This window comes from Hafnia sp. (assembly GCF_036648275.1).
In the GTDB taxonomy this organism is placed as follows: Bacteria; Pseudomonadota; Gammaproteobacteria; order Enterobacterales; family Enterobacteriaceae; genus Hafnia; species Hafnia alvei.
Genome location: NZ_JAVXIQ010000009.1, coordinates 137,690 through 150,427 on the forward strand (window position 1 = coordinate 137,690; position 12,738 = coordinate 150,427).

12 protein-coding genes and 1 tRNA gene are annotated in these 12,738 nt (G+C 50.3%); 3 read left to right on the forward strand and 10 right to left on the reverse strand.

What is annotated here, in order from left to right; translation table 11 throughout:
• Nucleotides 1-135 precede the first annotated feature (135 nt).
• The 8 genes from RSC70_RS10845 to dnaQ form a co-directional block, all read right to left on the reverse strand.
• Entirely contained in the window at nucleotides 136-948 is an 813-nt protein-coding gene (locus RSC70_RS10845) for an ABC transporter permease (RefSeq protein WP_282814560.1), read from the reverse strand.
• Nucleotides 938-1,870 carry an ABC transporter permease gene (locus RSC70_RS10850; protein ID WP_410471314.1) on the reverse strand — a complete coding sequence of 311 codons (933 nt, stop codon included), beginning with the start codon at nucleotides 1,868-1,870 and terminating at the stop codon, nucleotides 938-940. Before RSC70_RS10850 ends, RSC70_RS10845 begins: the two co-directional genes overlap by 11 nt.
• 13 nt (nucleotides 1,871-1,883) lie before the next feature.
• Nucleotides 1,884-2,909, reverse strand: a complete 1,026-nt coding sequence (locus RSC70_RS10855) for an ABC transporter ATP-binding protein (RefSeq protein ID WP_063585803.1) — start codon at nucleotides 2,907-2,909, stop codon at nucleotides 1,884-1,886.
• Between the two features lie 176 nt (nucleotides 2,910-3,085).
• Nucleotides 3,086-4,249, reverse strand: a complete 1,164-nt coding sequence (gene ydcS, locus RSC70_RS10860; protein ID WP_040047060.1) for a putative ABC transporter substrate-binding protein YdcS — start codon at nucleotides 4,247-4,249, stop codon at nucleotides 3,086-3,088.
• Nucleotides 4,250-4,331: 82 nt separating this feature from the next.
• A complete protein-coding gene (locus RSC70_RS10865) occupies nucleotides 4,332-5,789 on the reverse strand; it encodes a gamma-aminobutyraldehyde dehydrogenase (RefSeq protein ID WP_115103614.1) in 1,458 nt (485 codons plus the stop codon).
• A 173-nt stretch (nucleotides 5,790-5,962) separates the two neighbouring features.
• The gene (locus tag RSC70_RS10870) at nucleotides 5,963-6,868 is read right to left on the reverse strand and encodes a LysR substrate-binding domain-containing protein (RefSeq protein ID WP_063585805.1); all 906 of its coding nucleotides are present in this window, start codon (nucleotides 6,866-6,868) and stop codon (nucleotides 5,963-5,965) included.
• Between the two features lie 209 nt (nucleotides 6,869-7,077).
• Nucleotides 7,078-7,154 (reverse strand) — tRNA-Asp (locus RSC70_RS10875).
• A gap of 134 nt (nucleotides 7,155-7,288) precedes the next feature.
• The gene (gene dnaQ, locus RSC70_RS10880; RefSeq protein WP_040047063.1) at nucleotides 7,289-8,029 is read right to left on the reverse strand and encodes a DNA polymerase III subunit epsilon; all 741 of its coding nucleotides are present in this window, start codon (nucleotides 8,027-8,029) and stop codon (nucleotides 7,289-7,291) included.
• Nucleotides 8,030-8,082: 53 nt separating this feature from the next.
• Here dnaQ and rnhA point away from each other — a divergent pair, with 53 nt between their 5' ends.
• The gene (gene rnhA, locus RSC70_RS10885) at nucleotides 8,083-8,553 is read left to right on the forward strand and encodes a ribonuclease HI (protein ID WP_072307653.1); all 471 of its coding nucleotides are present in this window, start codon (nucleotides 8,083-8,085) and stop codon (nucleotides 8,551-8,553) included.
• A 20-nt stretch (nucleotides 8,554-8,573) separates the two neighbouring features.
• On the opposite strand, the gene RSC70_RS10890 is transcribed toward rnhA, so the two are convergent.
• Nucleotides 8,574-9,296 (reverse strand): class I SAM-dependent methyltransferase, encoded by a 723-nt coding sequence (locus tag RSC70_RS10890; protein WP_332542399.1) that lies wholly within the window; start codon nucleotides 9,294-9,296, stop codon nucleotides 8,574-8,576.
• 46 nt (nucleotides 9,297-9,342) lie between these two features.
• Here RSC70_RS10890 and gloB point away from each other — a divergent pair, with 46 nt between their 5' ends.
• Complete coding sequence (gene gloB / locus RSC70_RS10895) at nucleotides 9,343-10,098, forward strand: hydroxyacylglutathione hydrolase (RefSeq protein WP_332542400.1); 756 nt, start codon at nucleotides 9,343-9,345, stop codon at nucleotides 10,096-10,098.
• Nucleotides 10,099-10,168: 70 nt separating this feature from the next.
• Nucleotides 10,169-11,572, forward strand: a complete 1,404-nt coding sequence (gene mltD, locus RSC70_RS10900; RefSeq protein WP_332542402.1) for a murein transglycosylase D — start codon at nucleotides 10,169-10,171, stop codon at nucleotides 11,570-11,572.
• A gap of 78 nt (nucleotides 11,573-11,650) precedes the next feature.
• Here the strand turns inward: mltD and RSC70_RS10905 are convergent, their stop codons facing one another.
• Entirely contained in the window at nucleotides 11,651-12,436 is a 786-nt protein-coding gene (locus tag RSC70_RS10905; RefSeq protein WP_071889959.1) for an endonuclease/exonuclease/phosphatase family protein, read from the reverse strand.
• Between the last annotated feature and the right edge of the window lie 302 nt (nucleotides 12,437-12,738).

Consider the following 12,738-nt stretch of genomic DNA (forward strand, 5'->3'; position numbering starts at 1 on the left):
AATATGAGCACCATTTTCCCCCACCCAACCTCCCCCTTCTCAGGGGGAGGAGCAGACCGAGCTCGTAATAATCACAGTGAAAAGCTCGGCTCCCTCCCCTGCCAAGGGGAGGGTTGAGGTGGGGTCATGTATCTTTTATTTACCCGCTCCTTCGACATCTTCTGAGCTTTTCGTCAGGTAATACGCGCCTAAGATTGGGATCGCCGTCAGGCACATCACACACAGCGCAACCACATTCGTGACGGGAACATCACGCGGACGGTTAAGCTGATTTAGCAGCCACAGCGGCAACGTGCGCTCATGCCCTGCGGTGAAGGTGGTAACGATGATTTCATCAAATGACAGAGCGAATGCCAGCATTCCGCCCGCCAGCATGGCGGATGCCAAACTCGGTAGCATCACGTGACGGAAGGTTTGCCAGCCATCGGCGCCCAGATCCATTGAAGCTTCAATCAAGCTGTGCGACGTGCGGCGAAAACGGGCAATGACGTTATTGAATACAATCACCACGCAGAAAGTGGCGTGACCAATCACAATCGTCATCATCCCCGGTTCCATGTTGAGCGTTTTAAACGCCGAGAGCAGCGCAATACCCGTGACTATGCCGGGTAACGCAATCGGTAACAGGATCAGAAAGCTGATGGTCTGCTTGCCAAAAAACTCACGGCGATACAGCGCAGCAGCCGCCAAGGTGCCAAGAATGAGCGCGATAGTGGTTGCCATTGCGGCGATTTGCACCGAAAGCAATAAAGCATCCCAAACATCCTGCCGTCCCGCTGCAACCTCAAACCAGTGCAGAGTGAAGCCTTTTGGCGGGAAGCTGAACGCCGAGTCCTCGGTGTTAAAGGCGTAGGCAGCAATAATTAAAATAGGGAAGTGTAGAAACACTAACCCACCCCACGCGGCGATTTTGAGTCCCCACGGTGCAGCGTTGAGATCAGAGCGCATCGAAAGCCCCCAAACGTTTCACGATGGTTAGATAGATAGCAATCAACACAATAGGCACCAGCGTAAAGGCCGCGGCCATCGGCATATTGCCAATCGCCCCTTGCTGGGCATATACCATGCTGCCGATGAAGTAACCAGGAGGCCCCACCAGCTGCGGCACAATGAAGTCACCTAGCGTGAGCGAGAAGGTAAAAATCGATCCTGCGGCAATGCCCGGAATAGCCATAGGCAACACAATATGACGAAAGGTTTGAACCGGACGCGCACCGAGATCCGCAGAGGCTTGTAACAGCGTTGGCGGCAAACGTTCCAGCGCAGCCTGAATCGGCAAAATCATGAACGGCAGCCAGATGTAAACAAACACCATGAAGCGCCCAAGGCCTGACGTTGACAGCGTACTGCCGCCAATATCCGGGATCCCCAGCACCCACGCCAGCACTGGCTCTAATCCCATATAATGCAGGAACCATTGCGCAACGCCGTCTTTCGCTAACAGCAACGTCCACGCATACACTTTAACGATATAGCTGGCCCACATCGGCATCATAATGGCGATGTAGAAGAAGGCTTTGCTACGGCCACTGGTATAACGCGCCATGTAGTACGCGATGGGAAACGCAAGCACGCCACAGGCCAGAGAAACCAGAATCGCCATTGTTAACGTGCGCACAATGATGTCGTAATTCGATGGATTGAACAGCGCCTTGAGGTTGTCGAGCGTGAAATCCGGCGTTACCGTCATGGTGAAATCATCAAAGGTATATGCACCCTGCCATAGCAAGGTGAACAATGACCCTAGATAAATCACCCCAAACCACAGCAGCGGCGGCGTGAGTAACAGCAGTAAATAGAGCGTCGGGCGGCGATATAAAAACGTTGAGAACCGGCGCGCCGGACGGTTACGAACTTCGGTGTAGTCCATGCCCATCTCCATCTCAGCGATCTCCCGCCAGCGCCACCATCGCATTCCTTTCCCAGCACAGGCGAACCGGTTCACCGGTATTCCGCACCGGCTGTAAAAGCTGCTCCTGCGTATTGCCCTGACTCACGAACAAACGCACACCGTTGTCGATCATCACTTCATAGCGCGTTGCAGCACCTTGGTAATGGACGTCGCGTAAAACGCCCTGAACGTGGATCTCTTCTGGCTTCGCTACATCACGCGCAAAACGAATATGCTCTGGGCGGATTGAGAAGATCCCCGGCTGCCCAAGCAGAGTTTCTGCCGATGGGCCACGAATAACGTTTGAAGTACCGACGAATTCGGCAACGAAGGCCGTTTCCGGCTGCATATAAAGCTTTTGCGGCGTATCGACCTGTTCAATTCGACCTTTGCTAAATACCGCCACACGATCGGACATCGATAACGCTTCGCTTTGATCGTGGGTAACAAAAATGAAGGTGATACCCAACTGACGTTGTAGCTTTTTCAGCTCGGTTTGCATCTGCTCGCGCAGCTTGAGATCGAGCGCACCAAGCGGTTCATCCAGCAGCAAAACGCGTGGACGGTTCACCAGCGCACGCGCCAAAGCCACACGCTGACGCTGACCACCGGAGAGTTGGGAAGGTTTACGCTCGCCATACTCAGCCAGTGCAACGCTGTTAAGCGCTTCACGGGCACGGCTCATGCGCTCATTTTTAGCGACGCCTTTCACCATCAGCCCGTAGGCAATATTCTCCAGCACGCTCATGTGGGGAAATAGCGCGTAGTCCTGAAACACGGTGTTCACATCACGCTGGTAAGGCGGCAGTCCGGCGGCCTCTTGGCCTTGGATACGAATAGAGCCACTGGTTGGCTGCTCAAAGCCCGCAATCAAACGCAAGCAAGTGGTTTTTCCCGAACCTGAAGGCCCGAGCAGAGAAAAAAACTCGCCCTCTTTAATCGTCAACGAAACGCGATCGACCGCATGAACGTCGCCGTAGAGTTTGGATACATCAATTAATTCAACAGAGCCGCTCATTTTTATGTTCTCCGACAAAACTGTAAAATTTTGGTGAATGCCTCAGTAGGCGTAGCGAGCGCAGAGAGTTTGAACATGGACAGCGCGCAAGAACCGGAACGTACACGTAGTACGTGAGGATTCTGAGCACTGCCCTAGTTCAAAATATCAAGCGCAGTAGCCTAATGAGACATTCACTATCTGCCACCCATGATGGCGATATAGTCCTGCGTCCAACGGCTATACGGCACACACTGACCTTGGCTTTCGCACTTGGCCTGCGGTGTTTTCCAGAAGGCAATTTTGTCGAAGAATTTATATCCGTTCGCTTCGCAACCGTTGCCACCTAATAAGGTGCTGGCTTTACAGCCCTCAGGCACGGCTGGCAGAGAGCCAAACCATGCGGCGACGTCACCTTGAACTTTTGGCGTGAGCTGCCAGTTCATCCATTTGTAGGCGCAAGTCAGATGCTTGGCCTGTGCGTGAACCATGGTGGTGTCTGCCCAGCCCGTCGCGCCCTCTTTCGGGAATACCGCATTGATTGGCTGGCCTTCGTTTTTCAGGCCGTTAGCTTGGAATGGCCATGAGCTACCGGCAGCGACGCCTTCGTTTTTGAAGTCACTCATCTGCACGGAAGCATCGTGCCAATAGCGGTGAATCAGCGGATGTTGAGTGCGAAGTAAATCGAGGACCGCCTGATATTGGGTTTCGTTCAGCTCATACGGATCTTTGATCCCTAGCTCAGGCTTGGCGGTTTTTAAGTAGAGCGCGGCATCGGCGATATAGATTGGGCCGTCATAGGCCTGTACACGCCCTTTGTTGCTTTTACCATCCGGCAGATTTTGTGGTTCGAAGATCACACCCCACGTGTCAGGCGCTTTTGGGAATACTTTGGTGTTGTACATCAGCAGGTTTGGCCCCCACTGATATGGGGTGCCGTAAACTTCGCCTTTAACGGTATACCACGGACCGTTGACCATACGAGGGTCGAGGTTTTTCCAGTTCGGAATTAAAGCAGGATTGATCGGCTGAACGCGTTTGCCATAAATCAGGCGCAATGAGGCGTCGCCAGACGCGGTGACCAAGTCATAGCCGCCTTTAGCCATCAGGCTAACCATCTCATCGGAGGTTGCTGCCGTTTTGATATTGACCTTGCAGCCGGTGTCTTTTTCAAACTGGGTTACCCAGTCATAGTTTTTGTCGCTTTGGCCACGTTCGATATAACCTGGCCATGTAATGATATCGAGCTGCCCTTCAGCCGGGCCGAGCTTTTGCGGTAGTCCATCGGCCTGAGCAGTTGCAATCCCACCCAGTCCGCTGATACAGAGCGCCGAAAGCGCCGTGATAACTGTATTTTTCATTGCTATCCCCTGTCTGTGTAGTGCTGCTATTTAGTGCGGCAGATGGACTGCCTGCATTGTTATGTAATCACTTGATTCGTGCTTAAAACTGCGCTTTTACTTTTGCCATGATGTGGCGCACAACGCTGTAATCCTGCAAAGCATCACCGGATAAATCCTTGCCATAACCAGAGCGCTTAAGACCGCCGTGCGGCATTTCACTCACCAGCGTGAAGTGGGTATTGATCCACGTGGTTCCGTACTGAAGCTGAGCCGCTAGCTGCCACGCTCTATCGATATTTTTGGTCCAGACCGAAGACGCAAGGCCATATTCAGATTCATTCGCCCATTGCAACGCCTGCTCCAATGAATCAACTGGCGTAATACTGACGACGGGGCCAAAAACCTCACGCTGAACAATTTCATCCTGCTGCTGACAGCCTGCGAGGATCGTGGGTGGATAGAAAAAACCGGGGCCGGAATGCATTTGCGCACCGGTGATCCGTTCGATATGCGGATGACCCAGTGCCCGTTCCACAAAACTCGCCACGCGATCGCGCTGTCTAGCGCTAATTAGAGGGCCCATTTCATTTTCGCTATCGTTGCTGCGCGCATAGCGTAAAGAGCTGGCTGCGTGGCCGAGAGATTCCACCAGCGCGTCATAAATTTTGCGGTCGGCGTAAACACGGCAAGCGGCGGTACAATCCTGCCCGGCGTTATAGAAGCCGTAGCGGCGTACTCCCGCAACCACTTCATCTAAATCAGCGTCATCGCATACGATCACCGGCGCTTTGCCACCCAGTTCCAAATGCGTGCGCTTCACGTTCTTAACCGCCGCCTGCATGATTTTCTGCCCGGTCACGATGTCGCCGGTAAGGGAAACCATGCGTACCAGCGGGTGATTCACCAGATAATTCCCCACGGTTTCGCCGCGCCCATAAACGACGTTAATCACGCCCGTTGGCACGATATCGTGTAATAAAGGGATCAGCGCCAGTGTGGAAAGTGGTGTGTGTTCGGAGGGTTTGAAGACGACGGTATTGCCCGCGGCTAGCGCAGGAGCCATTTTCCATGCTGCCATCATCAAGGGGTAATTCCATGGTGCAATGGACGCCACCACGCCGATAGCATCACGGCGGATCATCGAAGTATGACCTTCCAGATATTCCCCTCCTAGCTGCCCATGCTGGCAGCGTACGGCTCCGGCGAAATAGCGAAAGGTATCAATAGCGGCGGGAATATCGTCTGAAAGAGCCTGATGATAGGGCTTGCCGCAGTTAAGAGATTCAAGTTCGGCAAACATAGTGGCGTGACGTTCAATCACATCAGCAATCGCCAGTAATACGGCAGCGCGTCGAGCCGGAATGGTGCGAGACCATGATGGGAAAGCACGCTGCGCAGACTCCACGGCGTCTGAGACCTGCTGGGCTGAAGCTTCGGCGAGCAACAACAAAACCTCACCGCTGGCCGGATTGAGCAATTGCTCTTCAGGGCCTTCTCCCGTGACCAGCAGACCATCAATGAATTGCTGTGTGTTAAGTCCTTGCGTCGCGCTGCTCATGCTGCGTTCCTCTAGGGCAAAAAGTGACATTATTAAAATGTCATTTATTTGTAATTAAAATGTAAATTAATTCATTTTAGCCTAGAGCAGCCGCTAGCCAGCGGCAAATACGAAATTATGAACGCTGCATTCGATTATTTAGATACCTGATGTTTTATAGGGATATAGAGATGTTATAGCTTGCGAGCCCCGCTATTCTCGCGGGCAATTTGCAGAAACGGGGTGACGAGCTCCGGTCTTGCGCTGCCGCGCCGCCACGCTAATCCCACATCCAGCGGCTCTGGAGTATCGACTAGCGTGCGGGCTTCAATCATATTTCCCTCAAGTGACCACGGGCGATAGGCCATATCAGGAAGCAAAGCAACACCAATTCCCGCCGCAACCAAGCTGCGAACGGCCTCGGTGGATGCGGTGCGCATAGCAATGGTCGGCGTAAGTTTCGCTTTCTCCCAAATGCGGCGTAGATGACTGCCCATCTCATCGGTGTTGAGCTGAATGAGTGGTTCTTTCACTACGTCGGCCAGACGAATGCTGTCGTTTTCCAGCAACGGATGCAGCGGCGGGAGCCATAAACGATACGGCGAGTGCATCAGCACTTCGGTTTGCAGCGCATCTCGGTCTTCGAGGTTCGATAAAATAAGCACCCCGATATCAATCTCGCCGTTGACCAATAAGTGTTCGATATAGGGGCGTTCATCTTCAACCAGTTGGGTGGTGACATTAGGATAAGCCGCACGAAAACGAGTCAGCATATCCACCAGAAAGTAGCCGGCGACAAGGCTGGTTACGCCAATTTTTAGCGTTCCGCTAAGGTTCTCGCAGCCCAACTCCAGGCTGCGCTTGGCATTTTCAACCGTGGCGAGAATCAAATATGACTGGCGTAGAAACTGATGTCCTTGGTGGGTGAGTTCCATTCCCTTCGCGTGGCGCTTAAATAATACGGCGCCAATCTCCTGTTCCAGCAACTGGATAGCCTGCGTTAGCGAGGACTGAGAAACAAAAACCGTCTGCGCAGCCGCAGAAATCGAGCCGGTTTCGGCAACGGCAATAAAATGGCGAAGCTGGCGTAAGGTCATCATGGGGAGATCATCCGTTTGGGTACTGATGATCAAAGTGTAGACAGGAAAAGCATCTCGTTCGGTTTTATGTCAAAAGTATGACGGCGTTCGGATTTTCCGAATTCATATTTCTACTTGGGGGGAAACTACGGTGGATGGGGAATATTAAGATTGCGGAGTGCTAAATAGACGAAAGCCCTGAGTCATTGCTGACTCAGGGCTTCTGAATGTGGCGGAACGGACGGGGCTCGAACCCGCGACCCCCTGCGTGACAGGCAGGTATTCTAACCAACTGAACTACCGCTCCGCGTTGTTCCTTGTGGGAACGATGCGGATAATACGGATACCGCTCTGAGTCGTCAACTGTTTTTCTAACAAAGAATTTCAACTGAGCGCTTTTTCATCTTTTTGGCTATTTTTCAACAAATTCCGCGCAAAAAACTACTCAGCTTCAGGACGCCATAAACAGCTGCCGCCTTTCTTTTGCACTAAATCAAGCCGATGTTCATGCTCAGCTAATTCATCCGCATTGGCTCTCACCACTTTTAACGCATGCGCTTTACGAATTATCTTTTGAACTTCGCCTGTAGGCCTCGCTTTCTCGCCTTCGCTTTCCATGGAGAATGTGAGCGACGTTTGCCCACCCGTCATCGTTAAATAGACGTCGGCCAGTATTTGGGAGTCAAGTAATGCGCCGTGCAGTGTTCGCTTGGTGTTATCTATTTCGTAGCGATTGCATAAGGCATCCAAACTGTTGCGCTTGCCGGGGAACAAGCGGCGCGCCATCACTAAGCTATCGGTGATCTTACAGAAGGTTTCCGTCTTCGGAATATCGCGATTGAGCTTACGGAACTCATAGTCCATAAACCCGATATCAAACGGTGCATTATGAATAACAAGCTCAGCACCGCGGATGAACTCCAGAAACTCGTCGGCGATATCAGCGAAAGTCGGTTTATCCAACAGGAAATCGTCGCTGATACCGTGAACACCATAAGCCTCTGGATCGACTAAGCGATCGGGCTTGATGTAAACATGGAAGTTACGCCCCGTTAAACGACGGTTGATGACCTCAACCGCACCAATTTCAATGATTCTATGTCCTTCGTAGTGAACCCCCAGCTTATTCATACCGGTGGTTTCTGTATCGAGGACGATCTGTCGAGTTATTCCTGTGCTCATAATGTCACTTTATGTCAGACTTAGGGTTTTGACTGCGGAGTAGTCTACCAGAGATGCTAAAACAGGTTGAGATTTTCACCGATGGTTCTTGCCTAGGAAACCCCGGCCCCGGTGGCTACGGTGCCATATTGCGCTACAAGCAACACGAAAAGACCCTAAGCGCGGGGTATTACCTAACCACCAACAACCGCATGGAGTTGATGGCGGCCATCGTGGCACTGGAAACGCTGAAGGATCCCTGCGAAGTAGTATTGTGCAGCGATAGCCAATACGTTCGCCAAGGCATCACACAGTGGATCCATAACTGGAAAAAACGTGGCTGGAAAACAACGGATAAAAAACCGGTCAAAAATGTCGATTTATGGCAACGCCTCGACCTCGCGATTCAATCACATAAAATTGAATGGGTGTGGATCAAGGGCCATGCCGGTCATGTGGAGAACGAGCGCTGCGATGAATTAGCACGTACAGCCGCAGGCTCGCCCGACAGAGATGACACCGGCTACCAGCCTGACAACAAATAAAGCGAGATGTTAGACAATCGTTAGTCAGATCGCTTGCGGAAGCTCTTCGTCGCCCCGACTGTTCCGCGCCAGCTCGCACGCTGGCTTCTCTCGCGAAGGGCGGTCGGCGTGAGAGGAACGGTTCTTTTACGCGCCACAATAATACTTAAGCAGCCCAATACGGGTAAATGTTTGCCTAGGAATAAACCACCGCGACGATTCCACGGTAAAATTTGGCTGCGATTCTCATACAAAACTTCATAGTTTAGGAGTTGCAGCCAGTCTTGCATTCGCATCATGCTAAACATTCGGCTGCTATAAGGCAGCCGGTTACGCAGTTTGGGAACAAGCTTACCTAAGCCAATCAGGCTGGTTGGATTAAATCCAGTTAAGATAAGCCAACCGTCATCCACGAGCACGCGATCAACCTCACGTAAGATTCGGTGAGGATCGCTGGCGAAACTTAACGTATGCGCAAGCAAGCATGCATCGACGGATTTGGCGGCAAAGGGCAAACAGCATGGGTCGGCAATCACCTGTAGATTATCGCCTTTCACGCCCACGCTAACCTTATGGGAAATACCGCATTTTTCGGTAGAGAGCTGAGAGCTCAACGTGCCGATTTTAAGAAGATGATAACCAAATAGCTTCGGCCACCATGGCGCAAGCTGCTGCTCTAATGCGGCACGGTAATACTCTCCCCAAGGGATCTCACTCCACGACAACGGAGGAGAAATCATTCGTGTTATCTGTGCTGGTTTCATCCGTTCACCTATACAGGGGCAATACCCCAATGGAGAGCTATCGATTATGAATCTTATCAGTATCCCTGCAATGCAAGATAACTACATTTGGCTGCTCGCCAACGATCAGCAAGAATGTTTGATCGTCGATCCCGGTGTTGCGGCTCCCGCTTTACACTACCTGACGGAAAATAAGCTTACTCCTAAAGCCATCCTACTCACGCATCATCATAATGACCACGTAGGCGGCGTGGGAGAGCTTTTGCAGCACTATCTGGATATTCCCGTATATGGGCCGCAAGAAACGGCCAATAAAGGCTGCACGCAGCAAGTTCGTGGACACGATGAAATTACCGTATTAGGTATGACTTTCAGCGTGTTGGATGTTCCAGGGCATACTCTCGGACATATTGCTTACTATGCTACCCCCTACCTATTTTGTGGAGACACCTTATTTTCAGCGGGTTGCGGACGTATTTTTGAAGGTACGCCTGAGCAAATGTATGCCTCTTTACAGCTCATTGCGCAACTTCCTGATAACACCTTAATTTGTTGCGCTCATGAATATACTGAGTCAAATCTTAGGTTTGCAAGATACGTTTTACCAGAAAACAAAGAGATTGAAACATATCAGAAACAAGTTCACGAGTTACGGTTAAAACATCAACCTAGCGTGCCTTCTTTACTCAAAATAGAGAAGGAAATTAATCCTTTTTTACGTTGTTATGATAATGATTTACAACGAAATTTAGGATTCGAAAATCAACCAAATAAGACTTGGCAAGTTTTTGCCCGCCTACGCGACATGAAAGACAGCTTCTAAAGCTTTTTGTTGTGTTTTGAGGCTAGGCAAAGTATTATTGCTCGTCTTTTAATCACCAGTAGACACACACATGAAGGCTAAAGCAATTATCTTTGCCTCTATGTTGCTGGCCGGGTGCCAAGGCGTAAACCATCACGCTAATGAGCCCAAACAGTATGCACAGAGTTTGTCTTCAGTCAGTCGAAGTGAAGCAGGACAGCCCTCAAAGGACGCTCGAGCGACCTCCGCGCGATGGCTCAACGATAGTAGTAGTGACATTGCGCAGAAAGATTTGTGGGGCTTCATTAGTGACGATCTGAAGATGAAGGTTCCGGACAATAGCCGGATCCGCGAACAAAAAAATAAGTTTTTAAAAAATAAGAGCTATCTCCACGATGTAACATTACGGGCAGAGCCGTATATGTACTGGATAGTCGAGCAGATTAAGCAACGTAAAATGCCGATGGAACTGGTACTACTACCCATAGTGGAGAGCGCTTTTAACCCACACGCAACGTCATCCGCTAACGCCGCAGGGCTTTGGCAGATAGTTCCTCAGACGGGGCGCAATTACGGGTTGAAACAGAACCAGTGGTATGACGGTCGACGTGATGTTGCCGCCTCTACCACCGCCGCATTGGATATGATGCAGCGAATGAACCGCATGTTTGGCGGTGACTGGTTATTGACGGTGGCTGCATTCAATAGCGGTGAAGGCCGTGTGATGCAGGCAGTCAAAGCGAATAAGCGTAAAGGTTTGCCGACTGATTTTTGGTCTTTGTCATTGCCACGCGAAACATCTATCTATGTTCCGAAGATGCTAGCACTGAGCGATCTGATCAAAAATAATAAACGTTATGGCATTAAACTGCCGCAGTCTAACGACCAACGTGCTCTGGCAAAAGTTGATGTAGGGCAACAGATTCAGTTGACTCAGGCCGCAGAAATGGCGGGCATGTCTCTGACGAAGATTAAGGCATTTAATCCTGGTTACAAAAAGAATGTAACCGCACCAAATGGCCCGCACTACATCATGGTGCCAAAAGCACATGTTGAGCAGTTTAAAGATTCACTGGCCGAAGGCGAGATTGCAGCAATCCAGCCCAGTGCACAGTTAGCATCAACGAACACCTCGTCTAAAGCGAAAGTTTCAGGCTATAAAGTTCGTTCGGGCGATACGATCTCTGCAATTGCTAAGCGTTTAAATATCAGTCAGAAAGAGTTGTTGAGCATGAATAATCTGCGCAGCAACAGCAAACTGAAAGCCGGTCAGACATTGCAGGTTGCGGATAACGCCAGCACGTCGATCGCTGATAACAGCAGCATTACTTACAAGGTACGTAAAGGCGATTCACTGGCCAGCATTGCAAAACGTCATGGTGTAAACATCAATGATGTGATGCGTTGGAACAGCGTCATTACGAAAGCGAGTCAAATCCAGCCGGGCGATATGCTAACGCTGTATGTAAGAGACTCAGCTAACTCCAATAGCTAATGTTAGCAAGTTAGAATCAGTTAAACGCAAAAAGCGCCGAAAGGCGCTTTTTTTATAGCTGGATTTTAACTCAACGATTTAATCAGGTTTGAAATCGACCAATAACGGGTTATGGTCAGATGCCTGTGTAACTAACACCGATGCCTCAACAACACCAAGACCACGATAGAAAACAAAATCTAATGGTCGTCCAAAGGCCGTGCGACGACGATCGTTGGTAAAGTTGACCTCCTGTAGCTCCATCCCACTTGCAAATCTCTGTAGCGCATTAATGCGCTGTTTGCTCCAAGCGTTAAAATCACCAGCCATGATCACTGGGCCTTTATGTAGAGCTATCTGTTCGCCAATCGGATCGAGCTGTTTGCTATATACGTCCACACCCAAGCTAAAATTTACAGCATGGATGTTCACGACCATTAATAACCGTCCGTCAAACAACGGATAAACAGTGACTAGCGCAGATTTCGACAATCGAATTAACGGTTCTTTTTCCCGTAGAGGGCAGCAATAAACCGGGTGTGCGGCAGCCAAAGTCATCACGCCAGAAGGGTGCTGCGGGAACGAGAACGCAGGAACTTGATCGGCGGTAAGATAATTGCTTGTCGCAAATTTGACTAATTCAGGCGTGGTCTGCGCCTCTTGCAAAAGAACAAGCTGCGAGCTTCGACCATATTCCTTTAATACTGACAGCCAGTCTGAACGCTGCTGCTTAAAAATATTCCACACCATAATGCGTAGAACATTATCTGTTGGAAGAGATTGAGTAACGGGCAATGTTTGCCCCAGCTCATTCATTGCGCCGGGGAATACTCGCTCAGCAGGAAGACCCGCCACATACCTCATGGCATAATTTTTTTTCCGCACTTTCGCCGCCTGTTAGTGAAAACACATTCAATCATTTCAACAATCGTTCGAGAATTATACGCCTTCCACAACGACATCAAAAATAATCTAAAACACTTAACTTGTTATAGGGACTAATACTAGGAAAAACAACTGTAGTAGGAGAAATGGCGAGTAAAGCTAGGTAAGTTAGGCATGAATTAGCGCTGATTTGGCGTTACCAAAACGCAAATACAAAAAAGCCTGCTATTGCTAGCAGGCTTTTTGCAAATAAGTGGCGGAACGGACGGGGCTCGAACCCGCGACCCCCTGCGTGACAGGCA